The organism is Streptomyces sp. NPDC005784 (assembly GCF_042871525.1).
Taxonomy (GTDB): Bacteria; Actinomycetota; Actinomycetes; order Streptomycetales; family Streptomycetaceae; genus Streptomyces.
Genome location: NZ_JBIAIQ010000002.1, coordinates 61,134 through 86,467, shown reverse-complemented (window position 1 = coordinate 86,467; position 25,334 = coordinate 61,134). Strand labels below are relative to the sequence as shown.

Annotated in this window: 22 protein-coding genes; 11 read left to right on the top strand and 11 right to left on the bottom strand. The window is 70.1% G+C overall.

Annotation, left to right across the window (positions count from 1 at the left end; genetic code table 11):
* Nucleotides 1-78: 78 nt before the first annotated feature.
* A complete protein-coding gene (locus ACFYR3_RS03320; protein ID WP_355842728.1) occupies nucleotides 79-1,539 on the top strand; it encodes an aldehyde dehydrogenase family protein in 1,461 nt (486 codons plus the stop codon).
* Nucleotides 1,540-1,680: 141 nt separating this feature from the next.
* A complete protein-coding gene (locus tag ACFYR3_RS03315) occupies nucleotides 1,681-2,232 on the top strand; it encodes a DinB family protein (protein ID WP_356784004.1) in 552 nt (183 codons plus the stop codon).
* 215 nt (nucleotides 2,233-2,447) lie between these two features.
* On the opposite strand, the gene ACFYR3_RS03310 is transcribed toward ACFYR3_RS03315, so the two are convergent.
* Nucleotides 2,448-3,854, bottom strand: a complete 1,407-nt coding sequence (locus ACFYR3_RS03310; protein WP_355842722.1) for a glutamate decarboxylase — start codon at nucleotides 3,852-3,854, stop codon at nucleotides 2,448-2,450.
* Nucleotides 3,855-3,972: 118 nt separating this feature from the next.
* Nucleotides 3,973-5,259 (bottom strand): ion channel protein, encoded by a 1,287-nt coding sequence (locus ACFYR3_RS03305; RefSeq protein ID WP_355842719.1) that lies wholly within the window; start codon nucleotides 5,257-5,259, stop codon nucleotides 3,973-3,975.
* A gap of 153 nt (nucleotides 5,260-5,412) precedes the next feature.
* On the opposite strand from ACFYR3_RS03305, the gene ACFYR3_RS03300 reads away from it, so the two are divergent.
* On the top strand, nucleotides 5,413-6,180 hold the full coding sequence (locus tag ACFYR3_RS03300; protein ID WP_355842716.1) for a MerR family transcriptional regulator: 768 nt from the start codon (nucleotides 5,413-5,415) through the stop codon (nucleotides 6,178-6,180).
* Nucleotides 6,181-6,327: 147 nt separating this feature from the next.
* Here ACFYR3_RS03300 and ACFYR3_RS03295 read toward each other — a convergent pair whose 3' ends face one another.
* Nucleotides 6,328-6,693, bottom strand: coding sequence for a YbjQ family protein (locus ACFYR3_RS03295; protein WP_389281285.1), 366 nt, complete (start codon nucleotides 6,691-6,693; stop codon nucleotides 6,328-6,330).
* A gap of 140 nt (nucleotides 6,694-6,833) precedes the next feature.
* Here ACFYR3_RS03295 and ACFYR3_RS03290 point away from each other — a divergent pair, with 140 nt between their 5' ends.
* Nucleotides 6,834-7,991, top strand: coding sequence for a DedA family protein (locus ACFYR3_RS03290; protein ID WP_389281283.1), 1,158 nt, complete (start codon nucleotides 6,834-6,836; stop codon nucleotides 7,989-7,991).
* A 77-nt stretch (nucleotides 7,992-8,068) separates the two neighbouring features.
* On the opposite strand, the gene ACFYR3_RS03285 is transcribed toward ACFYR3_RS03290, so the two are convergent.
* Nucleotides 8,069-9,727: a threonine/serine exporter family protein gene (locus ACFYR3_RS03285; RefSeq protein ID WP_356784000.1), complete on the bottom strand. Its 1,659-nt coding sequence runs from the start codon at nucleotides 9,725-9,727 to the stop codon at nucleotides 8,069-8,071.
* 156 nt (nucleotides 9,728-9,883) lie between these two features.
* Complete coding sequence (locus ACFYR3_RS03280; protein WP_355842705.1) at nucleotides 9,884-10,375, bottom strand: inorganic diphosphatase; 492 nt, start codon at nucleotides 10,373-10,375, stop codon at nucleotides 9,884-9,886.
* Nucleotides 10,376-10,454: 79 nt separating this feature from the next.
* Here ACFYR3_RS03280 and dacB point away from each other — a divergent pair, with 79 nt between their 5' ends.
* The 6 genes from dacB (at nucleotide 10,455) to folE (ending at nucleotide 18,353) form a co-directional block, all read left to right on the top strand.
* Nucleotides 10,455-12,011 carry a D-alanyl-D-alanine carboxypeptidase/D-alanyl-D-alanine-endopeptidase gene (dacB, locus tag ACFYR3_RS03275; RefSeq protein WP_389281280.1) on the top strand — a complete coding sequence of 519 codons (1,557 nt, stop codon included), beginning with the start codon at nucleotides 10,455-10,457 and terminating at the stop codon, nucleotides 12,009-12,011.
* A gap of 130 nt (nucleotides 12,012-12,141) precedes the next feature.
* Nucleotides 12,142-13,290, top strand: coding sequence for a zinc-dependent metalloprotease (locus ACFYR3_RS03270; protein WP_355842699.1), 1,149 nt, complete (start codon nucleotides 12,142-12,144; stop codon nucleotides 13,288-13,290).
* 192 nt (nucleotides 13,291-13,482) lie between these two features.
* Nucleotides 13,483-14,646: a tRNA lysidine(34) synthetase TilS gene (gene tilS / locus ACFYR3_RS03265; protein ID WP_389281277.1), complete on the top strand. Its 1,164-nt coding sequence runs from the start codon at nucleotides 13,483-13,485 to the stop codon at nucleotides 14,644-14,646.
* A 168-nt stretch (nucleotides 14,647-14,814) separates the two neighbouring features.
* The gene (hpt, locus tag ACFYR3_RS03260; RefSeq protein ID WP_261704688.1) at nucleotides 14,815-15,375 is read left to right on the top strand and encodes a hypoxanthine phosphoribosyltransferase; all 561 of its coding nucleotides are present in this window, start codon (nucleotides 14,815-14,817) and stop codon (nucleotides 15,373-15,375) included.
* Nucleotides 15,376-15,574: 199 nt separating this feature from the next.
* Complete coding sequence (ftsH, locus tag ACFYR3_RS03255) at nucleotides 15,575-17,602, top strand: ATP-dependent zinc metalloprotease FtsH (protein ID WP_355842973.1); 2,028 nt, start codon at nucleotides 15,575-15,577, stop codon at nucleotides 17,600-17,602.
* 145 nt (nucleotides 17,603-17,747) lie between these two features.
* Nucleotides 17,748-18,353 carry a GTP cyclohydrolase I FolE gene (gene folE, locus ACFYR3_RS03250; RefSeq protein WP_266761221.1) on the top strand — a complete coding sequence of 202 codons (606 nt, stop codon included), beginning with the start codon at nucleotides 17,748-17,750 and terminating at the stop codon, nucleotides 18,351-18,353.
* An 86-nt stretch (nucleotides 18,354-18,439) separates the two neighbouring features.
* Here the strand turns inward: folE and ACFYR3_RS03245 are convergent, their stop codons facing one another.
* The 6 genes from ACFYR3_RS03245 to ACFYR3_RS03220 form a co-directional block, all read right to left on the bottom strand.
* Nucleotides 18,440-18,928: a DUF3180 domain-containing protein gene (locus ACFYR3_RS03245; RefSeq protein WP_261704685.1), complete on the bottom strand. Its 489-nt coding sequence runs from the start codon at nucleotides 18,926-18,928 to the stop codon at nucleotides 18,440-18,442.
* A 73-nt stretch (nucleotides 18,929-19,001) separates the two neighbouring features.
* Nucleotides 19,002-19,613, bottom strand: a complete 612-nt coding sequence (folK, locus tag ACFYR3_RS03240) for a 2-amino-4-hydroxy-6-hydroxymethyldihydropteridine diphosphokinase (protein WP_355842691.1) — start codon at nucleotides 19,611-19,613, stop codon at nucleotides 19,002-19,004.
* Complete coding sequence (folB, locus tag ACFYR3_RS03235; protein ID WP_355842688.1) at nucleotides 19,610-19,969, bottom strand: dihydroneopterin aldolase; 360 nt, start codon at nucleotides 19,967-19,969, stop codon at nucleotides 19,610-19,612. The genes folK and folB overlap by 4 nt, the downstream gene beginning before the upstream one ends.
* A 247-nt stretch (nucleotides 19,970-20,216) precedes the next feature.
* Nucleotides 20,217-20,711 carry a nuclear transport factor 2 family protein gene (locus ACFYR3_RS03230; protein ID WP_356783996.1) on the bottom strand — a complete coding sequence of 165 codons (495 nt, stop codon included), beginning with the start codon at nucleotides 20,709-20,711 and terminating at the stop codon, nucleotides 20,217-20,219.
* Nucleotides 20,708-21,619, bottom strand: a complete 912-nt coding sequence (folP, locus tag ACFYR3_RS03225) for a dihydropteroate synthase (protein ID WP_356783994.1) — start codon at nucleotides 21,617-21,619, stop codon at nucleotides 20,708-20,710. The genes ACFYR3_RS03230 and folP overlap by 4 nt, the downstream gene beginning before the upstream one ends.
* Nucleotides 21,620-21,906: 287 nt before the next feature.
* Nucleotides 21,907-23,736: a phosphatidylglycerol lysyltransferase domain-containing protein gene (locus ACFYR3_RS03220; protein WP_389281272.1), complete on the bottom strand. Its 1,830-nt coding sequence runs from the start codon at nucleotides 23,734-23,736 to the stop codon at nucleotides 21,907-21,909.
* A gap of 199 nt (nucleotides 23,737-23,935) precedes the next feature.
* Between ACFYR3_RS03220 and ACFYR3_RS03215 the strand changes: the two genes are divergently transcribed.
* A complete protein-coding gene (locus ACFYR3_RS03215) occupies nucleotides 23,936-25,066 on the top strand; it encodes an alpha/beta hydrolase-fold protein (RefSeq protein WP_355842676.1) in 1,131 nt (376 codons plus the stop codon).
* The last annotated feature ends 268 nt before the right edge of the window (nucleotides 25,067-25,334 follow it).

The window sequence follows — 25,334 nt, the reverse complement described above, 5'->3', positions numbered from 1 at the left end:
CGTGTGATCAGACCGTGATCGGATGTCTGCTGACCCGGGCCAAGGACTGCCTCGGCAGCACAGGGATTGAGGGAGCACATGTCGTCCTACTTCACCGACCTGGCCCAGCAGTACATCGACGGCGAGTGGCGTCCGGGAACGGGCTCCTGGGACATCATCGACTTCAACCCGTACGACGGCGAGAAGCTGGCGTCGATCACGATAGCCACGGTGGACGAGGTCGATGAGGCCTACCGCGCCGCCGAGCGCGCCCAGAAGAAGTGGGGCGCGACGAACGCGTACGCGCGCCGCGCGGTCTTCGAGAAGGCGCTCGCCGTCATAGACGAGCGCGAGGCGGAGATCACCGAGGTGATCATCGCCGAGCTCGGCGGCACCCGCCTCAAGGCGGCCTTCGAGCTGCACCTCGTCCGGGAGTTCCTGCGCGAGTCGGTCCAGCTGGCGCTGCGCCCCGAGGGAAAGATCATCCCCTCGCCGGTCGACGGCAAGGAGAACCGCCTCTACCGCGTCCCGGTCGGCGTCGTGGGTGTCATCAGCCCCTTCAACTTCCCCTTCCTGCTGTCGATCAAGTCCGTCGCGCCGGCCCTCGCGCTCGGCAACGGCGTGGTCCTGAAGCCGCACCAGAACACCCCGATCGTCGGTGGCTCCCTGGTCGCCAAGATCTTCGAGGACGCGGGCCTGCCCGGCGGTCTCCTCAACGTCGTCATCACCGACATCGCCGAGATCGGCGACGCCTTCATCGAGCACCCGGTCCCGAAGGTCATCTCCTTCACCGGCTCCGACAAGGTCGGCCGGCACGTCGCCACGGTCTGCGCCGCGAACTTCAAGCGCTCGGTGCTCGAACTGGGCGGCAACAGCGCCCTGGTGGTCCTGGAGGACGCGGACATCGACTACGCGGTCGACGCCGCGGTCTTCAGCCGTTACGTCCACCAGGGACAGGTCTGCATGGCCGCGAACCGTGTCCTCGTGGACCGGTCGATCGAGGCCGAGTTCACCGAGAAGTTCGTCGCCAAGGTCAGGACGCTGAAGACCGGAGACCCGAGCGACCCGCAGACGGTCATCGGCCCGGTCATCAACTCCTCCCAGGCGGACGCGCTCTCGACCGTCGTCGAGCAGGCGATCGCGGAGGGCGCCACCGCGCTGCTGCACGGCACGACCACGGACAACATGGTCGAGCCCTCCGTCCTGACCGGCGTCCCAGCCGACTCGGACCTGCTCCGGCAGGAGATATTCGGCCCGGTCGTCTTCCTCGTCCCGTTCGACGGGGAGGAAGAGGCGGTCCGGATCGCCAACGACACCCCGTACGGCCTCTCCGGCGCCGTCCACACGGCCGACATCGAGCGCGGCGTGAACTTCGCCAAGCAGATCGACACCGGCATGTTCCACGTCAACGACGGCACCGTCCACGACGAGCCCCTCGTCCCCTTCGGCGGCGAGAAGCACTCCGGCATCGGCCGCCTGAACGGCGAGACGACGGTCGACTCCTTCACCACGACGAAGTGGATCTCGGTGCAGCACGGGCGGAGCCGCTTCCCCTTCTGACCGTTCCGCCGCTTCCGACCCTTCCGAGAAGCCTTCGCGTGATCGTTCAGCGTGCCCGGACCCTTGCGGACAGAACCTGACCGCAAGGGTCCGTAGCGTCATCGGTGTCAGTCAGGAGGACCCGATGAAAGGCGGCCGGTCATGGTCACGCATGTGCGAGCGGAAGAGCAGGGCGACGAGCGCGGGGCGCTGCTCGACTTCATCGAGGAGCAGCGCGGCGGCATCCGTCGGTCGCTGCTCGGGCTGACGGAGGAGCAGGCCGCGAGCCGGCCGAGCGCCAGTGAACTCTCCCTCTCCGGGCTGCTCAAGCATGTCGCCGAGGTCGAGCAGGGCTGGGTGGCCCGCGCCAAGGGAGAGGCGCCCGCGGTGAAGCGGGACGAGTCGAACTGGCACGAGTGCTTCGTCCTCGCCGACGGCGAGACGGTCGTCTCACAGCTCGCGTACTGGGAGAAGGTCGCCGCCGAGACGGAGGCGTTCCTGCGCGCGGTGCCGAGCCTCGACGACACCTTCGCGCTCCCGAACGACCCCTGGTTCCCGCCCGAGGGCCGCGTCTCGATGCGCTGGCTGGCCCTCCACCTGATCCGCGAGACGGCTCGCCACGCCGGGCACGCCGACATCATCCGTGAGTCCCTGGACGGCAAGACGGCGTTCGAGCTGGTGGCGATGGAGCGGGGCACCACCTCCTGGGGCTGAGCCCCGCTCCCGAGCCGGACGGCACGCGGCACAGAGGGCATGCGGCGCCGACGCATGGCGCGGTCGGCATGCGCCTGCCGGCGATCCGTGTCCCCGTGCTCCGGGTCGGCCCCCCTGGCAGTCACCAGCCGCCATCGGTAGCCACCGGCCGCTCGCGACTCCTCCCGGAAAGCCGTGAGCGGCCGGGTCGCGAGCGGTTAGGTGCGAGGGCCTCGTTAGTGGTGGAAACCCGTCGCCGCCTCCTTGTCGCGGGGCAACGGACCGGGCTGGCGGCGCAGTTCGGGCAGCAGCTGGGTCAGGTTCTCGATGAAGAGGTCGGCGAGGTCGGCAGAGAAGCCGTTGCGGCAGACCACGCGCAGCACGGACAGGTCCTCGCGGTTCTCGGGGAAGGTGTACGCGGGCAGCAGCCAGCCGTTCTCGCGCATTCTCCGGGACACGTCGAAGACGTCGTACGCGGTCACCTCTGGCGTTGTCGTGAAGGCGAACACCGGCAGCTCGTCACCCCGGGTGATGAGCCGGAAGTCGCCCAGACAGTCGATGCGTTCGGCGAGCGAGCGCGCCACGTCCCGGGTCGTCTGCTGCACGGTCCGGTAGCCCTCACGGCCGAGTCTCAGGAACGTGTAGTACTGCGCGACGACCTGCGCTCCCGGCCGGGAGAAGTTGAGTGCGAAGGTCGGCATGTCGCCGCCCAGGTAGTTGACCCGGAAGACCAGTTCCTCCGGCAGTTCGGCCGCCGTCCGCCACAGTGCCCAGCCGACGCCCGGGTAGACCAGGCCGTACTTGTGCCCCGAGGTGTTGATCGACGACACCCTGGGGAGCCGGAAGTCCCAGACCAGGTCCTCGTCGAGGAAAGGCGCGATCATCGCCCCGGACGCGCCGTCGACGTGGACAGGGATGTCGAGGCCTGTGCGGTCCTGGAGCCGGTCAAGCGCCGCGCACAGCTCCTCGATCGGTTCGTACGACCCGTCGAAGGTGGAGCCGAGGATGCCGACGACCCCGATGGTGTTCTCGTCGCACAGCTCGGCCGCGGCCTGGGGGTCGAGATGGAACCGGTCGCCCTCCATGGGGATCTGGCGGGCCTCGACCTCCCAGAAGTTGCAGAACTTCTCCCAGCACACCTGGACGTTCACGCCCATGACGAGGTTGGGTCGCGCGCCCGGGTAGCGGTCCGCGTTGCGCAGCGTCCAGCGCCGCTTCAGCGCCATGCCGGCGAGCATGCACGCCTCGCTCGACCCGGTCGTGGAACAGCCCACTGCGGCCGACGGATCCGGTGCGTTCCACAGGTCGGCGAGCATCGAGACGCAGCGCCGCTCCAGTTCGGCCGTGCGGGGGTACTCGTCCTTGTCGATCATGTTCTTGTCCCGGCACTCCGCCATCAGGACCCCGGCCTGCGGTTCCATCCAGGTCGTGACGAAGGTGGCCAGGTTCAGCCGGGAGTTCCCGTCCAGCATGAGTTCGTCGCGGACGAGCTGGAGCGCGGTCGTGGGCGGCAGCGGGCCGTCCGGGAGGCGGTGCTTCGGCGGCGCCTCGACCATGCCGCTGACCGGATTGGTCTCGCCGTAGAAGGGGTTTACGGAGAGCGGGCGGTCATCGGGCTTCTGCTGGCCCTGGTGGAGCGGCATGAGCTTCTCCCAAAAGTTCAGCGGGACGGGGCGTCCCTTTGGTTCTCCCAACGGTTCAGCGGGACGGCGCGTCCCCTCTTGGTTCATCTGGTTCATCGGATGAGGGCCACCCGGCGGTTCACCGGACCGAACTTCCGTCGTCGCGCAGTTGCAGCTGCGGCCGTCCGGTCACCAGCAGCCAGGCCGGCAGGGAGGCGATGCAGAGCAGGGCGATGATCGTGGGCGAGGACACCAGGACGGCGGCCGTGAACAGGCTCACCCAGCCCTGCCGGGTGGTCGCGAGGAGCACGCCCAGTACTCCGGCGGCCAGGCCCAGCGACGCCGGGACCGAGGACACGAGCGCGTGGGCGCACAGACCGAACGCGGCACCGGCGAAGACGGCCGGGAAGATCCGTCCGCCCCGGAACCCGCAGGACGTCGCGACGATCAGCGCGGCCAGTTTCACCACGGCCATCAGTGCGTACCGGCCCGCCGAGTAGGCGTCGGGGTTCCGGGCGATCTCATCGACCTGGTCCAGGCCCTTGAACAGCGTGAGCGGCCCGCCCAGACAGCCCAGCAGGCCGAGGACGAGCCCGCCGACGGGCAGGGCGATCATGGGGTGGCGCAGGAGCGAGAACACCTTGTGGACGTAGGGGAAGACGTAGACCCCGGCCATGCCGAGTACAGCCGCTGCGGAGGCGATCACCAGCGCGGACAGCACATCGGCCCAGCCGGGATCACCGAGCGGGGGCATATCCAGGGCGAAACTCGGATGGCCGATCAGCGCCGTGGTGATCGAGCCCACCGAAGCCGCCGTCAGCGGCGCGAAGAGGTTGTCCCACAGCAATCCCTTCACCTGCCGTCCGGCGAGCGCCTCGGAGATGACCAGCGCCGCCGCGACCGGCGTACCGAACAGGGCGCCGATCGTCCCCGCCTCGGCCAGCATCACCCACAGCGCGCCGGGTGCCGCGGGCGCGAACCTGCGGCCAGCCCAGAACGCCAGCGCGACGTTGGTGGCGATGATCGGGTTCTCGGGGCCGAGGCTCGGGCCGCCCGCCAGCATCAGCGCGGTCGCCACCAGCAGTCCGGGCAGGATGAAGGGGGCCATCGGCTCCCCCTGGATCCCCACGGTGGCCGGGTCGGGCCCCGCGTGCCCCGGCGCCTTCCACACCACCAGACCGACCAGGATGCCCGTGGTGGTGAGCATGACGATCATCCAGAACGAGGAGTAGCCGCCGATGCCGAGCGCGTCCGGCAGGTTCGTCCAGAGAACGTCCTTGAGCTGGTCGGCCAGCTTGCTCACACCCACGTAGAGAAGGGCCGAGACAGCGCCGATGACCACGGACGGAAGGAACAGCGGCAGCAGAGTCCGCGCGGGCGTCGCCCGGGTGAGGGTCGGTCCCGGGGGAGCCGCTTCGTGGGTCACGGGCTCACCCTAAGCGCGCGAAACGGACATAACATCCCGAGCGTCGTCGCCGGATCAATCCCGGGCGTCGACGGCCGGACCCGTGGACTTCGGGCTTGCACCTCACGTCACGTCAGGCCTCATCGTGAAGGGCGTACCGAGGAAGGAGCGGAAGTGAGCTACTCAGTCGGCCAGGTCGCCGGGTTCGCCGGAGTCACGGTGCGCACGCTGCACCACTACGACGAGATCGGTCTGCTCGCGCCCGGCGAACGCAGCCATGCGGGTCATCGGCGCTACAACGACGCCGACCTCGACCGGCTGCAGCAGATCCTGTTCTACCGAGAGCTCGGCTTCCCGCTCGACGAGGTCGCCGCCCTGCTCGACGACCCGGAAGCGGACCCGCGCGCGCATCTGCGCCGCCAGCACGACCTGCTGACCGCCCGGATCGAGAAGCTGCAGAAGATGGCCGCGGCCGTGGAGCACGCCATGGAGGCACGCACGATGGGCATCAACCTCACGCCCGAGGAGAAGTTCGAGGTCTTCGGGGACAAGGACCCGGAGGCGCACGCGGAGGAGGCCGAGCGCCGCTGGGGCGGCACGGACACCTACGCCGAGTCGCAGCGCCGCACCGCCCGCTACACCAAGGACGACTGGAAGCGCATGCAGGCCGAGGTGGCCTCCTGGGGCGAGCGGTACGACGCCCTGATGGAGGCCGGGGAGCGACCGGACGGCGAGCGGGCCATGGACATGGCCGAGGATCACCGGCAGCACATCACCAAATGGTTCTACGCGTGCACCTACGAGATCCACCAGGGGCTCGGCGACATGTACGTCGCCGACGAGCGGTTCAAGGAGTTCTACGACTCCATGCGACCGGGGCTGGCCGAGCACCTGAGGGACGCGATCACCGCGAACGCCACCCGGCACCCCCGGGAAGCCTGATCCAGGGGGCGTCGTGACGTCGACGGGCGCCGGTCCGGCCGAGTGCCGCTCGCGTCGGCGATTCTGTCGGTACCAATGACCCGCGGGCGGTGCCGTCGGCATCGGTAAGGGGCGTCCGCCATTGCGGGCGCCCCTTACCGATGCGTGTTACTCCTTCGCCAGGACCACGGCCGTGCCGTACGCGCACACCTCGGTGCCCACGTCCGCCGCCTCCGACACGTCGAAGCGGAACATCAGCACGCCGTTGGCGCCACGCGCGCGTGCCTGGTCGACGAGCCGCTCCATGGCCTGGTTGCGGGTCGCCACGAGCGTCTTGGTGAGCCCCTTGAGCTCACCGCCGATCATCGACTTCAGGCCCGCGCCGATCTGGCTGCCCAGATGACGCGAGCGCACGGTGAGGCCGAAGACCTCACCGATGACCTGCTCGACGCGATGGCCGGGAACGTCGTTCGTCGTCACCACCAGGACGTCCGCGTGGGAACCCTGGCCGCCGCCGTATTCATCGATGCCCATGGTCCACAGCTTTGTCCCAGTCGTCGCACAGTGCATCCTGGAGTCACGGGTGGAACCTGGCGTGGACACATTGCGTTGATAGCTTTGGTCGGCCGTACAGGACCGCCGCACCTCCCTTCACCCCTCAGGAGCCCGGAACCGTGACGACGCTTGCCCTCGGTCCCAGCTGGCTGGATCCGAACACGCTCCTGGACAACTTCGGCATCTGGGGCCTGCTGCTGGTCGTCTTCGCCGAATCCGGCCTGCTCATCGGCTTCTTCCTGCCGGGCGACTCGCTGCTGTTCACGTGCGGTCTGCTGATCGCCACGGGCGCGATGGACTTCCCGTTGTGGGCGGCGATCCCGCTGATCTGTCTCGCGGCGGTCCTCGGAGACCAGGCCGGTTATCTCTTCGGCAAGAAGGTCGGGCCCTCGCTCTTCACCCGCCCGAACTCCCGCCTGTTCAAGCAGGAGAACGTGGTCAAGGCCAACGAGTTCTTCGAGAAGTACGGCCCCAAGTCCCTGGTGCTGGCCCGCTTCGTGCCCGTCGTGCGCACGTTCACGCCGATCATCGCCGGCGTCAGCGGCATGAAGTACCGCCCCTTCCTCACCTTCAATGTCATCGGCGGCGTGATGTGGGGCGCGGGCGTCACGCTGCTCGGCTCCTGGCTCGGCAAGATCGAGTTCGTCAACAAGAACATCGAGCTGATCCTGATCCTGATCGTGCTCGTCTCGGTGGTCCCGATCATGATCGAGTTCCTGCGCGCCCGTTCCCAGGCCAAGAAGAACCCGCCCCAGGAGCCCGTTCCGGCGCAGCCCGCGGCCGCCCACACCCGTTCCGCCGCGCCCGTCATGGACGACGCGACCAGGCCGCTGCGCGTGCCGCCGATGCACGAGGTCCAGGACCCGTCGTACGGCAGCCAGCGCCACGGCCAGTCGTACGGCGACCAGGGCCACGGCCAGTCGTACGGCGACCAGGGCCACGGCCAGTCGTACGGCGACCACGGGCAGGACCAGTCGTACGGGAACCAGGGGAACGACGCGTACGGGAACCAGGGCCAGGGCTACGGCCATCAGGGCAACGGCTACCCGCCCCAGCAGCAGTATCAGCAGACGTACCAGCAGCCGTACGGCTCGGACCAGGACTACGGCTACGACCAGCAGCAGTACGACCAGGGTTACCAGCAGGGCTACGACCAGGGCCAGGCCCACCCGCCGCAGCAGCACCCCCAGCAGCACCCCCAGCAGCACCCCCAGGGCCACCCGCAGCAGCGGTACGGCTCGGAGTACCCCTACGGCCAGGGCCCAACGCAGAACTGAGCCGCCCGCCCGGTCCTTCCTGGGGCCAGTCCTCCTGGGACCGGGCCTCCTGGGACCGGGCCTCCTGGGACCGGGCCTCAGAACCCGCGTGTCCGCTTGGCGGCCCGTCGCCCGCCGGCGGAGCCGCCCGGCAGGCGCAGGAACAGCCGCGAGATCTCCGAACCCAGGTTCACGCCGATCGCGATGGCCATGGCAAGGGCCGCCGCCTTGGTGAGCGACACCAAGCCCTTGTCGACCTCGTTCTGGGCGATCGACAGCAGCCCGAAATAGGTCGCCGAACCGGGCAGCAGGGGCCCGATCGCGGCCGTCGTGTACGGCAGCGCGGACGCGAACCGGTAGCGCGAGAGCAGCTGCCCGAAGAGACCCACCAGGCCCGCCGCGACGGCCGTGGAGGCGACCGGCGAGAGGCCGCCCGCGTAGTGCATCGCCCCGTACACCGACCAGGCCACGCCTCCGTTGAGGGTCACCGCGAGGACGGTGGATCGTTCCTGCTGGAGCAGGATCGCGAAGGTGAGCGACAGCAGCATGGACGCGGCGATCTGGATCAGCGGCCGCTCGGAGATGCTCAGCCCCGCGTCCGGGTTGAGCTGCGTGCCCAGCTTCACGCCGAAATAGAGCACCAGCAGGACGCCGGAGACGATCCCCACGAACAGGTACATGACTTCGAGCAGCCGCGCGGACGCGGTGATGTAGAAGCCGGTCAGCCCGTCCTGCACCCCCGCGACGAGCGCCCGCCCCGGCAGCAGCGCGAAGAGCCCACCGGTGATCACCGCGGAGGCGTTCACGTCGACGTGCGCCAGCGTGAGCGCGACCCCTATCGCGGCCGGCGGCATCGCGGCCACCGTGAACTGGTAGAACTCCGGCAGCCCGCGTCCCGCGCACAGCCACGCGAGCCGGTCGCCCAGCATCGCGCCGAGCGCCGCGGCGACGAACACGAGCGCGTCACCGCCGACGAGCACGGAGGCCGCACCCGCGAGCAGTCCGCCGGAGGCGGTCAGGACCCAGCCGGGATACGGGTGCCGGTTGCGCCGGATCTCCGCGAGCCGCCCGTAGGCCTCCTCCAGGGAGATCGCGGTCTCCGGGTCGCTCAGGTCGTCGACGAGCCGGTAGACGGCCGCCAGGCGCGTGTAGTCGGTGCCCCGGCGGCGCACGGTCCGTGACGCCGTCACCGGGTCGTCCACCAGGGACGGCTGGTGCGAGATCGACAGCAGGGTGAAGGTGACGGTCGGCTCGCAGCGGTCCAGCCCGTAGGAGCGACAGACCGCGAACATCGCCGTCTCCACGTCCTCGGCGCCCTCACCGCCCGCGAGCAGCAGTTCGCCGATGCGCAGGGTCAGGTCGAGGACGCGCGGGACGGCGGGCCCCGACTCGTCCTCCTTGTGCACAGGTTCGGGCGCGGGCCGCTCGGTCACCGGCATGCGCAGCATCGTGCGCATCCGGTCCTGCCACGGCGCGTCCTTGGTCAGGCTGACCAAGGGGATGCCGGTGGCCGGTGTGAAGGCGGGCGGCGCCTGCTTGGCGCTGTAGGTGCGTGGCGTGCTGAACGCCGAGCCTCCCTGCTCGGGCCCGGCGTGCTGGGGTGCGTCGAGACCCACGGGCAGCGCGAACTCCGATGTCGTCGACGACTCCTCGTCGGCCGCCGCTGGCCCCGGCGCCGCCACACCGGCGGGCGGGCTGAAAGCACTCCTCGCCTCGTCCGACTGCGGCTTGCGGTCTTCCGCTTCCGGGTCCGCCACCAACTCCAGCCTCGCCTTTCGCGTCCGTGTGGTTCTGCTTCTTGCCTTCCGTATGCCTCAGTATGCGTACGGACGCACGAACGGGCCGCGCGACCCCCATGGGGATCACGCGGCCCGTTCGGAAGCGGGGGAGGTCATCGACCGCCCACGGGGAGGTCAGTGACCGCCCGAGTCCTTGAAGCGCTTGTAGGAACGCTCGACCTCGGCCTCGGCCTCGGTGCGGCCGACCCAGTCGGCGCCCTCGACGGACTTGCCGGGCTCCAGGTCCTTGTAGACCTCGAAGAAGTGCTGGATCTCCAGGCGGTCGAACTCCGACACGTGGTGGATGTCGCGCAGGTGCTCCACACGCGGGTCGTGCGCCGGGACGCACAGCAGCTTGTCGTCGCCGCCGGCCTCGTCCGTCATACGGAACATGCCGATCGTGCGGCACTGGATGAGGCAACCCGGGAAGGTCGGCTCGTCCAGGATGACCAGGGCGTCCAGCGGGTCGCCGTCCTCGCCGAGAGTGTTCTCGACGAAGCCGTAGTCGGCCGGGTAGCTGGTCGAGGTGAAGAGTCGACGGTCCAGACGGATCCGACCGGTCTCGTGGTCCACCTCGTACTTGTTCCGTGAACCCTTCGGAATCTCGATCGTGACGTCGAACTCCACCGGTGGCTCCTCCATGATCAGCACATAGTTCTGGTGATTAAGTGTCCCTCACGCAGGTGGGTGATCGCGAAAGGGGCTGGTGGTCGTGCCAGAGCTGAGGGCTTGGCGGGCTGCGAGACCGCATGTGGTGCGGGTCGCGCGGATGGTGAAACCGCATGTGGCGCGGGTCACCCGAGCCGTGCGGCCACGTGCCGTGCGATTGACGACACCGCAGCTCACAGCCGTCGCGGCCACCGTGGGCCTGGCCCTGGCGGCCGGGGCGGCGACCGTGGCCGGTCCTTGGGACTCCACCGGCCAGCGTACGGCCGAGCGGGACTGGGCCGCATCGCGGGCGCCCGAGGGTGGCACAGATCACGCACGTAAATCCGGTACGCCCCGAACGTCACCCCGGCCCGCCCCCAGCGCCGCCTCCGTACTGACCGGACTCGGCGGCTCGGCGAGCGCCGTGCCCGCGCCCGCCGAGAAGGCTCTCGCGAACGTCCTCGACCCGCTGCTGGCCAACCCCGTCCTCGGCGCCGTGCGCACCGCCGTCGTGGTCGACGTGGCGACCGGCGAGCGGCTCTACGGCAAGGGCGCCGACCAGGTCCAGACACCGGCCTCCACCACGAAGATCGCCACCGCGGTCGCCGCCCTCACGGCCTCGGGCCCCGACCACCGCATCGTGACGCGTACGGCCCTGGAGCCCGACACCAAGGAGGTCGTGCTCGTCGGCGGCGGCGACCCGACTCTGACCGCCCGCAAGCCCGCGGACGGCTGGGCGGACCTGAGCACCCTCGCCCAGGACACGGCCACCGCCCTGAAGGCCCGTCACATGAACCACGTGACGCTCTCCTACGACACCTCGCTGTACTCCGGCCCCGACCTTCACCCCATCGGAGTCAACGAGAACATCGCGAAGGTCACCGCCCTGATGGCCGACGAGGGCCGCCTGGACGACACGACCAGCGGACCGGCCGGGCGCGCCCTGGACCCGGCGGCGGACGCCGCGCGCAAGTTCGCGGACCTGCTCCACGATCACGGCATCACCACGACCTCGCCCGGCCCCTCGAAGGCGACCAGCCGCTCCCAGGCCCTCGCCTCCGTCTCCTCGCCGCCGCTGTCCGCCCTGGTAGAGCGGATGCTGACCAACAGTGACAACGACATCGCGGAGGCCCTGGCCCGCCAGGTCGCCCTCGCCACCGGTGAGGAACCCAGCTTCGACGGGGACGCGAAGGCGATCCGCGCCCAGCTGAAGAAGCTCGGACTCCCGCTGTCCGGGGCGCAGTTCGCGGACGGCAGCGGCCTGAACCGCGCCGACAAGCTCTCCGCCGACCTGCTCACCGCCCTGCTGGCCAAGGCGGGCGACCCGGCCCACCCCGAACTCCGTTCGGTCCTCACCGGCCTGCCCGTCGCCGGTTTCACCGGCACCCTCAGCACCCGTTACACCGACGCGCCCACCGCCACCGGCGTCGTCCGCGCCAAGACCGGCACCCTGACGGGCGTCAACACCCTCGCCGGCACCGTCGTCGACAAGGACGGCCGTCTGCTGGCTTTCGCCTTCCTGACCTCGGACGCCGCCCACCCCCCGAACCCCCTGGAGGCGCGGGCCGCGTTGGACCACACGGCGACGGCCTTGGTGGCGTGCGGCTGCCGCTAGCCGCACACGAACGGACACCTCCCGCCCCGCCCGGCCCGCGGGCTCCAGAAGCACCACCAGCCCCTCGGCCGGGGCGCATCCGGCGCCGTACCCCTAACCGCAGCCGGACCCGCTCACGTACGGTTGACGCATGACGAGCATCGGTGGTGCTGCATCTACTGGGATGGTCGACTGGAATCTCGCGGTGGCGACCGCGACCCGGCTCGTACGGCCGGGACCCGAGGTGAGCCGCGACGAGGCCAGGGCCATCGTCGCGGAGCTGCGCCGACACGCGAAGGCCTCGGAGGAGCACGTCCGGGGCTTTACTCGTATGGGTGACGACATCGTCCACGACACCCCCGTCCTCGTCGTCGACCGCCCCGGCTGGGTCCGGGCGAACGTCGCCGGGTTCCGGGAGATCCTCAAGCCCCTTCTGGACAAGATGCAGGAACGGCGCGGGAACACCCCGGGCGGAGCCGTCCTCGGCGCCGTCGGCGGCAAGGTCACCGGCGTCGAGCTGGGCATGCTGCTGTCGTTCCTGTCGTCGAGGGTCCTCGGGCAGTACGAGACGTTCGCGCCCGCGACCAGGGACCTGCCCGCCGGGGCGCCCTCCGGCTCGGGCAACGGCGGTGGCAGGCTGTTGCTGGTCGCCCCGAACATCGTGCACGTGGAGCGCGAACTCGACGTCCAGCCGCACGACTTCCGTCTGTGGGTGTGCCTCCACGAGGAGACGCACCGAACCCAGTTCACGGCCGTGCCCTGGCTGCGCGACCACCTCGAGGGCGAAATCCAGTCGTTCTTGGCGGAGACCGAGGTCGACCCCATGACCGTCCTGGAACGCATCAGGGAGGCCGCCCAGTCGCTCTCCGGCTCCCGCCCCGACACCGAGGAGGACGACGGCGGACGTTCCCTCGTGGAAATCGTGCAGACGCCCGCCCAGCGGGAGATCCTCGGCCGGCTCACCGCCGTGATGTCCCTCCTGGAGGGACACGCCGACTTCGTGATGGACGGCGTAGGGCCCGCCGTGGTCCCCTCCGTCGCCGAGATCCGCGAGAAATTCCAGCAGCGCCGCGCCAAGGGCGCCTCCCGCCTGGACCTGGCCCTGCGCAAACTGCTCGGCCTGGACGCCAAGCTCAGGCAGTACAAGGACGGCGAGCGGTTCGTACGGGCGGTCGTCGGCGAGGTCGGCATGGACGGCTTCAACCGTGTGTGGACCTCCCCGAACACTCTCCCGACCAAGGCGGAGATCGCCAAACCGGCGGACTGGGTCGCGCGGGTGCACCGCAAGACGGAGTCGTGAACCCTACGGGACGGTCGTGAAACGAATCCGGCCGATGGCAGGCAAACGCCCCTGCTGTCACCCGTCCGAGGGACCGTGGAGCATGGGTAGGCGTGCAATGCTCGGGGAACGCCCCGGTTCTGTCACCATCGACACACTCTGAGTGACCGATCCCGGGCTAACCCCCCGAAAACTTCATGAAGGGAACCGGACATGGGTCCCCATCCTGCGGTCGCGGCGATACGCCTGGCGGTCCGCCGCGTACTCCACGACATCCTCACCGACCAACCGCCCGCCCCCGACACCCGGCGTACGCCCGCACGCGGTGCCGCGCGCCCCTGCGCGCCCGACGCGGAGCGCGTCCCCGCCCCCGGAACACGGCGCAGCATGACCGCGCCCGCACGGGCCCCGCATGACCGGCCCGCCGCGAACTCCCGGCGCCTGCCGGGCGAGGACGGGGCCCCGGCGCCGCTCGTGCTCGTCGCCTGCTCCGGCGGCGCCGACTCCATGGCGCTCGCCTCCGCCCTCGCCTTCGAAGCCCCGAAACTCGGCATCCGCGCCGGTGGCATCACCGTCGATCACGGTCTGCAGCCCGGCTCCGACCTGCGCGCCGACGAAGTCGTGGTGCGCCTCACCGAGCTGGGGCTCGCCCCGGCCGAGTCCATCGCCGTCACCGTCGGCCGCGACGGGGGCCCCGAGGCCGCCGCCCGCGACGCCCGGTACGCCGCCCTGGACTCCGCCGCCGAGCGCCACGGCGCCTCCGCGATCCTCCTCGGCCACACCCGCGACGATCAGGCAGAGACGGTCCTGCTCGGCCTCGCCCGCGGCTCCGGCATCCGCTCGCTGTCCGGAATGGCCGCGGTCTCGGGGGCCGACGGCCGTTACCGCCGTCCCTTCCTGCACCTGGACCGGCAGACCGCCCGCAAGGCGTGCATGGTCCAGTCGCTGCCCGTCTGGGACGACCCGCACAACGCCGATCCGGCCTACACCCGCTCCCGGCTCCGCCACGAGGGCCTGCCCGCCCTGGAGAAGGCACTCGGCAAAGGAGTCGTCGAGGCACTCGCCCGTACGGCCCAGCTCTCCCGGGACGATGCCGACGCCCTCGACGCGTGGGCCAGCCAGGCGGAGGCGTCCGTACGCGACGCGGCCGGCCTCCTGGAGTGCGCCAAGCTCTACGCCCTGCCACCCGCCGTACGCCGCCGGATCCTGCGCCGTGCGGCCATCGAGGCGGGCGCTCCGGCGGGTTCGCTGTTCGCCCGCCACATCGAGGAAATCGACCGCTTGATCACCGGATGGCGCGGTCAGGGGGCCATCAATCTCCCGGGCAAAGTCGTCGCTCAGCGCCAGGGTGGCAGACTGGTGATTCGGCAAGGCTGAAACCGGACCCTGCACCGGGGCCGCTCGCGCGGCTCCCCGGGACCCCTTCACTCGGGTCGCGGGTGGTCCGAGCGGCCGCGACGGTGAGCCGTAAGGGGACCGCCGCCAGTGACACGGGCGCCCTGAAGGTGAACGAGCCCAAAAAAGTGGGACGGACGACCGAAAGTGATGCGGGTGGACGCGAAAGACATGGGCACCGACCTCAAGTCGGTGCTCATCACCAAGGAAGAGATCGACGCGAAGCTGGTTGAGCTGGCCGCGAAGATCGACGCGGAGTACGCGGGCAAGGACCTGCTGATCGTCGGAGTGCTCAAGGGCGCCGTGATGGTCATGGCGGACCTCGCGCGTGCGCTGTCCACCCCCGTCACCATGGACTGGATGGCCGTGTCGTCTTACGGCGCGGGCACCCAGTCCTCCGGCGTGGTGCGGATCCTCAAGGACCTCGACACCGACATCAAGGGCAAGCACGTCCTGATCGTCGAGGACATCATCGACTCCGGGCTGACCCTGTCCTGGCTGATCTCCAACCTCGGCTCCCGCGAGCCCGCCTCGCTCAAGGTGTGCACGCTGCTGCGCAAGCCGGACGCGGCGAAGGTCGCGATCGACGTGGAGTGGGTGGGCTTCGACATCCCGAACGAGTTCGTCATCGGGTACGGCCTGGACTACGCCGAGAAGTACCGCAATCTCCCGTTCGTCGGTACGCTCGCGCCTCACGTCTACGGCGGCTGAACGCCCTCTTCCTGAGGGCGCCTCAGTCCTTCCAAGACGTTCGGGAACCCCAGCGGGTTTCGCGGCGTTGGAGCATGCGTGGACGGGATTGCCAGCAGTCCCCTGCGGCTTCGGGTGACAATGCTGGGGTACCGTCCGAAGAACAGTCTTTATCAAACTCACTATGGCAGGAGGGACGGGGCGGCACCGCTCCGTATGGATGGACGTGAAGCGATACTTCCGTGGGCCGGTCATGTGGATCGTGCTGGCCGTCCTTGCCGTGGTCGTGTTGATGCAGGTCGTCGGTTCGTCCGGCGGCTACAAGACGGTGGACACCGGCCAGGTCGTCCGGGCGATCAACGACAACAAGGCCCAGTCAGCCAAGATCACCACTGGCGACGAGCAGGTCATCAAAGTCTCGCTGAAGGACGGCGAGAAGGTTGACGGCAGCTCGAAGATCCAGGCGAGCTACATCGGCGACCAGGGCGTGGCCCTGGCCAATACACTGCAGGACAAGTACCAGAACAAGCAGATTCCGGACGGCTACACGGTCTCGCCGTCCAAGCAGAACCCCTTCGTGGGCATCCTGCTGTCTCTGCTGCCCTTCGTCCTCATCGTCGTCGTCTTCCTGTTCCTGATGAACCAGATGCAGGGTGGCGGCTCCCGGGTCATGAACTTCGGGAAGTCCAAGGCGAAGCTCATCACCAAGGACACCCCGAAGACGACGTTCTCGGACGTCGCGGGCTCGGACGAGGCCGTCGAGGAGCTCCAGGAGATCAAGGAGTTCCTCCAGGAGCCGGCGAAGTTCCAGGCCGTCGGCGCGAAGATCCCGAAGGGTGTCCTGCTGTACGGGCCTCCCGGTACGGGCAAGACGCTCCTCGCGCGGGCCGTCGCGGGCGAAGCCGGCGTTCCCTTCTACTCGATCTCGGGTTCCGACTTCGTCGAGATGTTCGTCGGTGTCGGTGCCTCCCGAGTCCGTGACCTGTTCGAGCAGGCCAAGGCGAACGCTCCGGCGATCGTCTTCGTCGACGAGATCGACGCGGTCGGCCGCCATCGCGGCGCCGGCCTCGGCGGTGGTCACGACGAGCGCGAGCAGACCCTCAACCAGCTGCTCGTCGAGATGGACGGCTTCGACGTGAAGGGCGGCGTCATCCTGATCGCGGCCACGAACCGGCCCGACATCCTCGACCCGGCCCTCCTGCGCCCCGGCCGCTTCGACCGCCAGATCGCGGTCGACCGCCCGGACATGCAGGGCCGTCTGGAGATCCTCAAGGTTCACCAGAAGGGCAAGCCGGTCGCTCCGGACGTCGACCTGTCCGCGGTGGCGCGTCGGACCCCCGGCTTCACGGGCGCCGACCTGGCGAACGTGCTGAACGAGGCGGCGCTGCTCACCGCGCGCGCCAACGGGAAGCTTGTCGACAACAACATGCTGGACGAGGCGATCGACCGCGTGGTCGCGGGCCCGCAGAAGCGGACCAGGATCATGTCGGACAAGGAAAAGAAGATCACCGCGTACCACGAGGGCGGACACGCCCTGGTCGCGGCGGCTTCCCCGAACTCCGACCCGGTCCACAAGATCACGATCTTGTCGCGTGGTCGTGCCCTCGGCTACACGATGGTCCTGCCGGACGAGGACAGGTACTCCACCACGCGCAACGAGATGCTGGACCAGCTCGCGTACATGCTGGGCGGCCGCGCTGCCGAGGAGCTCGTCTTCCACGACCCGACCACGGGTGCCGCGAACGACATCGAGAAGGCCACGGCCACCGCTCGCGCGATGGTCACGCAGTACGGCATGACCGAGCGTCTCGGCGCGATCAAGTTCGGCGGCGACAACACCGAGCCCTTCCTGGGCCGGGAGATGTCGCACCCGCGCGACTACTCGGAAGAGGTCGCCGCGCTCGTCGACGAAGAGGTCAAGAAGCTCATCGAGAACGCGCATAACGAGGCCTGGGAAATCCTGGTCGAGAACCGCGACGTCCTCGACGCGCTGGTGCTCCAGCTGTTGGAGAAGGAGACGCTGAGCAAGGAGCAGATCGCCGAGGTCTTCGCTCCCATCGTCAAGCGCCCGGCCCGCCCCGCGTGGACCGGCTCCTCCCGTCGTGCGCCGTCCACCCGCCCGCCGGTGCTCTCCCCCAAGGAGCTGTCACTGACGAACGGGGCGAACGGCTCGGCGGCGGCCATCGCCACCGCGACGGAGTCCGTCCCGGCGACGGAGGCGGCCCCGGAGGACCGCACCGAGAGCTGACATCGCTCGGCTCCGGGCGGCCTCACCAGGCCCGGAATGGATGCCGCGCCCCCCAGGTTCTAGCCTGGGGGGCGCGGCATTTTCGTGTGCCCGCACCTTTTGGACGCGTCGAGGCACGCACAGGATCCACAGGAACGAGGACCAGATGACCGACCCCGTGACGCTGGACGGTGAGGGCGTGATCGGCGAGTTCGACGAGAAGCGTGCCGAGAACGCCGTACGAGAGCTCCTGATCGCGGTCGGCGAGGACCCGGACCGCGAGGGCCTCAGGGAGACGCCGGGACGGGTGGCGCGGGCGTACAAGGAGATATTCGCGGGCCTGTGGCAGCAGCCGGAGGACGTGCTGACGACGACGTTCGACCTGGGACACGACGAGATGGTCCTGGTGAAGGACATCGAAGTGTTCAGTACCTGTGAGCATCACCTGGTCCCCTTCAGGGGGGTCGCGCACGTCGGCTACATCCCGGCCACCAGCGGCAAGATCACCGGCCTGTCCAAGCTGGCCCGCCTCGTCGACGTCTATGCCCGGCGCCCCCAGGTGCAGGAGCGGCTGACGACACAGATCGCCGACTCCCTGATGGAGATCCTGGAGCCGCGCGGCGTGATCGTGGTCGTCGAGTGCGAGCACATGTGCATGTCCATGCGCGGCATCCGCAAGCCGGGCGCGAAGACCATCACGTCGGCGGTGCGCGGACAGCTGCGCGACGCGGCGACGCGCAACGAGGCGATGAGCCTCATCATGGCCCGCTAGGAACTGATACGCGGAACGGACACCGACGCACGCGGGCCGGCCTCGGGCTGTGGGGCCCGCCTCGGGCCGCGAGGCCCGTCGCCGTGCTATGCCACCGGAGCGGCCCCGCCGTGGTGTTCGTCGTCGTCCTCGGGGAGCTTGCAGACGCGCTCCAGGAAGAAGGCGGCCGCTATCACGCCGATTCCGGCGATGACGGAGAGGCCGGCGTAGATGGCCTGGTCGCGGCGGGCGGGGACCTCCAGCGATTCCAGGAGGAAGACGCCGGTGCCGCCGTACATCCCTGCCACCAGGGCGGCCACCAGGGCGCTCGCCTGACCGAAGACGACCGCGCGGGCGGCCATCAGCGGATCGACGCCCTTGGCGCCCGGGCGGCGCTCGCGCTGCGCCTTGAGACGGGCGCGCAGCGACAGGGCCGTCGCGAGGAGGACGATCGCGATCAGGGCGAGGACGATGGGCGCGGCCAGCGGGACCCGGGGCAGCGTGCCCACCGCGTTCCACAGGCGGGCGCCCGCCCAGGACAACACTCCGGCCACCACGAACACGGCAGCCAGTGTCCTGATACGCAGCTCTTTCACGTTGCCCCTTCGGTAGCCCGCCTGCGGCCGACTCCCGTGTCGGGCCGGCCTGTGGTCGTCTTGACCTTAACGACTACTCGGGCAGCCGGAGTTCCAGGTCGGTGCGGGCCGCGACACCGTCGCTCGTGACCGCCGCGAGGAGCTGGGCCACGGCGCCGTGGCCGGGGAGCTGTGCCTCGGGATCCACGTCGTGCCAGGGGGCGAGGACGAAGGCCCGCTCGTGGGCGCGCGGGTGAGGGAGGGTCAGCACCGGGTCGTCGGAGACGACATCGGCGTACGCCACGATGTCCACGTCGATCGTGCGCGGGCCCCAGCGCTCGTCCCGTACCCGGTGGAAGGCCTCCTCGACCGCGTGGGCCCGCTCCAGGAGCGAGGACGGCGGGAGGGTGGTCCTGAGCACCACGACCGCGTTGAAGTACGAGGGCTGGCTGCCCGGTTCGACGCCCCACGGCTCCGTCTCGTAGACGGGGGAGACCGCCTTGACCCGGACGCCGGGGGTGTCCTCCAGGGCGTCGATGGCGCCCTGGATGGTCTCCAGACGGTTGCCCAGGTTCGAACCGAGGGAGATCACCGCGCGGCGGGGGTTGGACAGGGTCGTGTCGGCGGCGTCCACCCGCTCGACCACGGAGGCGGGCACCGGCTGGACGGTCGGGTCGCTCTGACCCTCGATGAAGGACGCGGTCATACTCGGCTCCGGATGATCGTGACGGTCACGTCGTCGAAGGGGACCGTGATGGGCGCGTCCGGTTTGTGGACGCAGACCTCGACCTCCTGGACACCGTCGTGCTTGAGACACGTCTGGGCGATGCGCTCGGCGAGCGTCTCGATGAGATCGACCGGCTCGCCCTCGACCACGGCGACGACCTCTTCCGCCACGATGCCGTAGTGCACGGTCTTCGACAGGTCGTCGTCGGCCGCGGCCGGCCGGGTGTCCAGGCCCAGCGTCAGGTCCACGATGAAGGTCTGGCCCTCCTCGCGCTCCTTCTGGAAGACGCCGTGGTGCCCGCGGGCCTTGAGGCCGCGCAGCGCGACACGATCCACGCGAATCACTCCTGCAATCGTCGGTGACGGCCGTCATGCGCCGACTGCGGTCTGCGCACCGGCCTCAAACGAATCTACCTGCGGGCACTGACAACGCTCGCCCACGGGGAGTGGCGCCCCGGTGAAGGCCACGAGGCTTCACCGGGCGTTTCCCCTGGGGAACGCCGCGGCTCACGGGTTGGTAGCCGTCCCTACCCCGGGTCGGCGGTTCCAATCGCCTGTTGGTCCCTGCGGGCCGCATACCCACTCAACCGGCGGTGTCCTCGTCCTCTTCCTCGCCGGACTCGGCCAGTACGGGTGAGGCGTGGTGGGACCAGAGTTTCCAGCCGTCGGCGGTACGGCGGAACACGTTCGTGGCGACGACCAGCTGGCCGACGAGCGGGCCGAGCTCGTCGCCGCCGTCGGGGGCGGGGCCGCCGCTGAGGATGTTCTCGGTGCAGGTGACCAGGGCCGTGTCGCCGGACACGGAGACGCGCACGTCGGTGAGGAAGAACTGGATGTACTCCGTGTTCGCCATGATCAGCGCGTACGAGCGGAGAACCTCGCCGCGGCCGTTGAGGACGGGCCAGCCGGGGTGGACGCAGGAGACGACCGCGCCCTCGCCCTCGAAGTCGTCGTCGGACGTGTCCAGCGGGGCCAGCCACAGGGAAGACAGTTCCTCGAAGTCGCCCCGCTCCATCGCCTCGTAGAACGCCGTGTTGGCGAGTTCGACCTGTTCGACGTCGGTACGCGGTGTGCTCACCGGGCTCCCTCTGCGGCCGGACCGCCGGCGGCACCCGATGCCCCGCCGGTCCGGGCACCCTCGACGGCGCGGGCGACCCGTACGGCGTCGGCGGTGGCCCGTACCTCGTGCACGCGGACCGCCCAGGCGCCCTGCTGGGCGGCGATCGCCGAGACGGCGGCGGTCGCGGCGTCGCGCTCGCGCGCGGGAGGCGGGGCGCCCTCGGGGCCGGCCAGGACGCGGCCGAGGAAACGCTTGCGGGAGGCGGCGACCAGCAGGGGGTGGCCGAGGGCGCGGAGGCGGTCGAGGTGGGCGAGGAGGGCCAGGTCGTGCTCGGGGTCCTTGGAGAAGCCGAGACCGGGGTCGACGACGACGCGGTCGGGGGCGATGCCGCCCGCCAGAACGGCCTCCACGCGCGCGTGCAGTTCGTCGAGGACCTCGGAGACCACGTCCTCGTACGTCCCCTGGACGTTCCCGCCCGCCAGGAAGCCGCGCCAGTGCATGACCACGAAGGGGGCGCCCGCGGCCGCGACGGCCGGGATCATCGCGGGGTCGGCGAGGCCGCCGCTGACGTCGTTGACGAGGGCGGCGCCCGCGGCGAGGGACTGCTCGGCGACGGAGGCCCGCATGGTGTCCACGGAGACGGTGACGCCCTCGGAGGCGAGGCCGCGGACGACGGGGATGACGCGCTTGAGCTCCTCCGCCTCGTCGACGCGGGTGGCTCCGGGACGGGTGGACTCGCCGCCCACGTCCACGAGGTCGGCGCCCTCGGCCACCAGGCCGAGGCCGTGCTTGACCGCGGCCGTCGTGTCGAACCAGCGGCCGCCGTCGGAGAAGGAATCGGGGGTGACGTTCACGACCCCCATGACCGCGCAGCGGTCCCATGTCGGCAGTCCCGCGACTCGGCCGCGCCCGCGCTCATTACTCATACGTCCAGCCTAGGCCTCCTGCGGGAGGCCTCATCGTCCCCTGCCGGTCTCCGTGGTTCCCGGTACGCGGGTGCGCATGTCTCCCGCCGGGGCCTCGCGCCGGGACCCTCGGCCACTCGCGGCCCGTTTCCCGCCTGCCGCCTGCCGCCTGCCGCCTGCCGCCTGCCGCCTGCCGCACGCCTGCCCCGCCGCCCGCCCGGCCCGTCGGCCGGCCGAGACAGGCGGCGCCCCCCCGTGCGGCGCAGTGGCCGAGAGGCACCGCTCCGGGGCACCACCCGGCACACCGGCTACGCGGCTCTCATGTCCCGCTCCGCCACCGTGTGCGCGCAGGGACGCGGGGCCCGTGTGCGGCGGCGCAGTATCCGGGGCAGGGCGAGGTTCACGAAGCCCTCTGCCTGCATGGCGGCGAGGCCGATGCGGGGGAGGTCGCGGGAGGCGGCGTAGACGACGAAGCGCGGCTCCCAGCGCGGGTGGAACTTGGCGTTGAACTTGTACAGCGACTCGATCTGGAACCAGCGGGACAGGAAGACCAGCAGTCCGCGCCAGGCGCGCAGCACGGGCCCGGCGCCGATCTTCTCGCCGCGGGCGAGCGCCGAGCGGAACATCGCGAAGTTGAGCGAGATCCGCTCGATGCCGAGGCGGGGCGACGCCTGGAGCGCAGCCACGATGAGGAGTTCGTTCATACCGGGGTCGGCCGCGCGGTCGCGGCGCATGAGGTCGAGCGACACGCCGTCCGCGCCCCACGGGACGAAGTGCAGGACGGCCTTCAGGTCGCCGTACGGGCCGGGCCGGTCGTCGGCCTTGTGCGCGGTGGCGATCAGGCAGTCGCCGTCGGACGGGTCGCCGATACGGCCGAGCGCCATGGAGAAACCGCGCTCGGTGTCGGTGCCGCGCCAGTCCTCCGCGGCGCGCCGTATCCGGTCCAGTTCGCCTTCGCCGAGGTCACGGATGCGCCGTACCCGGGTCTCGTAGCCAGCGCGCTCGATGCGCTTGACCATCTGGCGCACGTTCCGCATCGCGCGCCCGGAGAGGGAGAAATCCGCGACATCCACCACCGCCTCGTCTCCCAGTTCGAGGGCGTCGAGGCCGGTTTCGCGGGTCCACACCTCGCCGCCGGTCTCGGAGCAGCCCATGACGGCGGGCGTCCAGGAGTGCGCCCTGGCCTCGTCCATGAAGCGCTCGATCGCGCCGGGCCAGGCCTCCACGTCGCCTATGGGGTCACCGCTGGCGAGCATCACCCCGGAGATGACCCGGTAGGTGACGGCCGCCTTGCCGCTCGGCGAGAAGACCACCGCCTTGTCGCGGCGGAGCGCGAAGTGGCCGAGGGAGTCGCGGCCGCCGTGCTTGTCCAGGAGAACGCGCAGCCGGACCTCGTCGTCCTCCGTGAGACGCGCGGCGGGGTGCTCGGGCCGGAAGGCGAGGTAGATGGTGGTGACGGCGGTGAGCCAGCCGAGCGCGCCGAGGGAGAAGGCGACGGTCCAGGAGGTGGGGCCGGCGTAGTCCACGGGGCCTTCGAAGCCGACCAGGCCGTACAGGACGTGGCTGATGCGGTCGGCCAGGCTCGGGTCGCCGATCATGCGGTCCTCGTGGACGCTGACGATGACGAGTCCAAGGACGAGGGAACCGGCGCCCATGAGAACGAAGTTGGCGAGCGCGCGCCAGCGGCTGCGTGGATCGGGCAGCGCCGCGAACTCGTCGCGGTTGCGCAGCAGTGGTGCGAGCAGCGCGGCCGAGATGACGACGCCGATCACCGAGTGGCGGTACGCGAACTGCGCGACGGCACCCGCCGGGAGCAGTACGACAGCGGCGCGCCAGGCCCGGCGTTTGCGGCGGCGCAGCCCGTGGGCGAGCAGCAGCAGGAGCACCCCGGCGCTCAGCGACAGCGCCGCGGCGAAGGGTCCGAACGCGCCGGGCAGCACCTCGGCCAGGGCGTGCATACGGCTGTGACGGAAGCGCGGGAAGACGCCCGCGGCGATGTCCAGGAGGCCTACGAGCGTGCAGGCCCTGGCGACCAGGGCGGGGACGGCCTCCGGGCTCGGACCGCGGAGTATGCGCCGCGTCCGACCTGTTCGGCCTGGAACCCCACCCGACAATTCCCCATCTACCCTGACAGACATCGCATCCCGTGGTTCGGCGAGAGACCTTGAATCCGGTGCCATTCCGGCATCCGGCGACATTGCGCCCTCTAGGACGGTGTCTTGGGGAGACAGGTTCACTCCCTTCCGGAAAGCCGGTTCAAAAGGCAAGGAAAGTCCAGGGCAAGGCCTCGCCAAGGAGCGGGACGGACCCGGACGGAAAGCGCAGGCGGAACAGCCCATGGGTCTCACAAGCAACAAGGTGCTGGCATTGGTGGTCCTGCTCGCCGTGCTGCTGTTCATCGGCACGGTGTGGTGGTGGCCGCGGCTCGCCCGGCGCACCTGGTGGTCCGTCAGCGGACGTGTGGGGCTGCTCCTGGCCACTCAGGTGATGTTGTTCGCCTCGATCGGACTGTCCGCCAACCAGGCGTTCGGGTTCTACGCCAGCTGGGCGGATCTCCTGGGCCGGGAGAAGGGCGAGGGTGTGGTCGTCGACCACAACGGCGCGGGCGGTCCGAACGGCGGCCCCCTCCAGGTGGTGGACACAGAGGAGGTGGCCGTCTCGGGCGGGGGCCGGCTGCAGACCGGTGGCCAGATCCAGAAGATCGACATCGTCGGCACCACGACCCACATCGCCACGCCGGCGTACGTCTACCTGCCGCCGGAGTACTTCCAGCCGCAGTACCGCACCCGTACCTTCCCGGCCGTCACCGTGCTGACCGGCTATCCCGGCACCGCCAAGGCGCTCATCACGGCCCTGCACTTCCCGCAGACGGAGAATCGTTTGGTCAGGAACGCCAGGAGCCAGCCGATGATCCTGGTCATGCTGCGGCCGACCGTCGCTCCCCCGCGGGACACGGAGTGCATGGACATCCCCGGCGGTCCGCAGACCGAGTCCTTCTTCGCCAAGGACCTCCCCGACGCCGTGTCGGCCCACTACAGGGTGGGCAGGAAGCCCGGGAGCTGGGGCGTCATCGGTGACTCGACGGGCGGCTACTGCGCTCTGAAGCTCGCCGTCCACCACCCCGGGGTGTACGCCGCCGGCGCCGGCCTGTCGCCGTACTACAAGGCGCCGATCGACCGCACGACGGGCGACCTCTTCCGCGGCGACAAGGCACTGCGCCAGGCCGCCGACCTGCGCTGGTACCTGAAGCACAAGCCCGCGCCCGACACCTCGCTCCTCGTCACCAGCAGCAAGGTGGGCGAATCCAACTACAAGGCCACGCTGGGCTTCATAGACCTGGTGAAGTCCAAGAGGCTCACCAGGATCTCGTCGATCATCCTCGACAGCGGCGGCCACAACTTCAACACCTGGCGGCGGGAGATCCCGGGGACACTGCAGTGGATCAGCGGGCGGCTGAGCGACCGCTGACGGGTGCCGCGCCGGGGTCGTGCCGTCCGAGGGCATGACGCGCCGGGGCCGTGTCGGCTGAAGGGCCGTGCGGTGCCCGGCCGTGTCGCGCCGTGTCGTCCGAAGGCGCGGCGGAGACCGGTCGTGTCGGGCCGTGTCGTCCCGTGTCGTGCCGAGGGGACGAATTAGGGTGCTCGGTACGGAGAAATGTCGCCCCTCGGGGAAATGTCGCGCCTCAATGATTCCGATTCGGTGAACCGTCCGGAGCCGGCGGAATTGATCGAGGAGC

Excerpts from the sequence above, each read along its gene's own strand:
- ACFYR3_RS03320 (WP_355842728.1), top strand. The coding sequence starts at position 79 with ATGTCGTCCTACTTCACCGACCTGGCCCAGCAGTACATCGACGGCGAG.
- ACFYR3_RS03220 (WP_389281272.1), bottom strand. The coding sequence starts at position 23,736 with ATGTCTGTCAGGGTAGATGGGGAATTGTCGGGTGGGGTTCCAGGCCGA.
- folP (WP_356783994.1), bottom strand. The coding sequence starts at position 21,619 with ATGAGTAATGAGCGCGGGCGCGGCCGAGTCGCGGGACTGCCGACATGG.
- ACFYR3_RS03215 (WP_355842676.1), top strand. The coding sequence starts at position 23,936 with ATGGGTCTCACAAGCAACAAGGTGCTGGCATTGGTGGTCCTGCTCGCC.
- folE (WP_266761221.1), top strand. The coding sequence starts at position 17,748 with ATGACCGACCCCGTGACGCTGGACGGTGAGGGCGTGATCGGCGAGTTC.
- ACFYR3_RS03310 (WP_355842722.1), bottom strand. The coding sequence starts at position 3,854 with ATGCCGCTCCACCAGGGCCAGCAGAAGCCCGATGACCGCCCGCTCTCC.
- folK (WP_355842691.1), bottom strand. The coding sequence starts at position 19,613 with ATGACCGCGTCCTTCATCGAGGGTCAGAGCGACCCGACCGTCCAGCCG.
- ftsH (WP_355842973.1), top strand. The coding sequence starts at position 15,575 with ATGGACGTGAAGCGATACTTCCGTGGGCCGGTCATGTGGATCGTGCTG.
- tilS (WP_389281277.1), top strand. The coding sequence starts at position 13,483 with ATGGGTCCCCATCCTGCGGTCGCGGCGATACGCCTGGCGGTCCGCCGC.
- ACFYR3_RS03315 (WP_356784004.1), top strand. The coding sequence starts at position 1,681 with ATGGTCACGCATGTGCGAGCGGAAGAGCAGGGCGACGAGCGCGGGGCG.
- ACFYR3_RS03295 (WP_389281285.1), bottom strand. The coding sequence starts at position 6,693 with ATGGGCATCGATGAATACGGCGGCGGCCAGGGTTCCCACGCGGACGTC.
- hpt (WP_261704688.1), top strand. The coding sequence starts at position 14,815 with ATGCGGGTGGACGCGAAAGACATGGGCACCGACCTCAAGTCGGTGCTC.
- ACFYR3_RS03270 (WP_355842699.1), top strand. The coding sequence starts at position 12,142 with ATGACGAGCATCGGTGGTGCTGCATCTACTGGGATGGTCGACTGGAAT.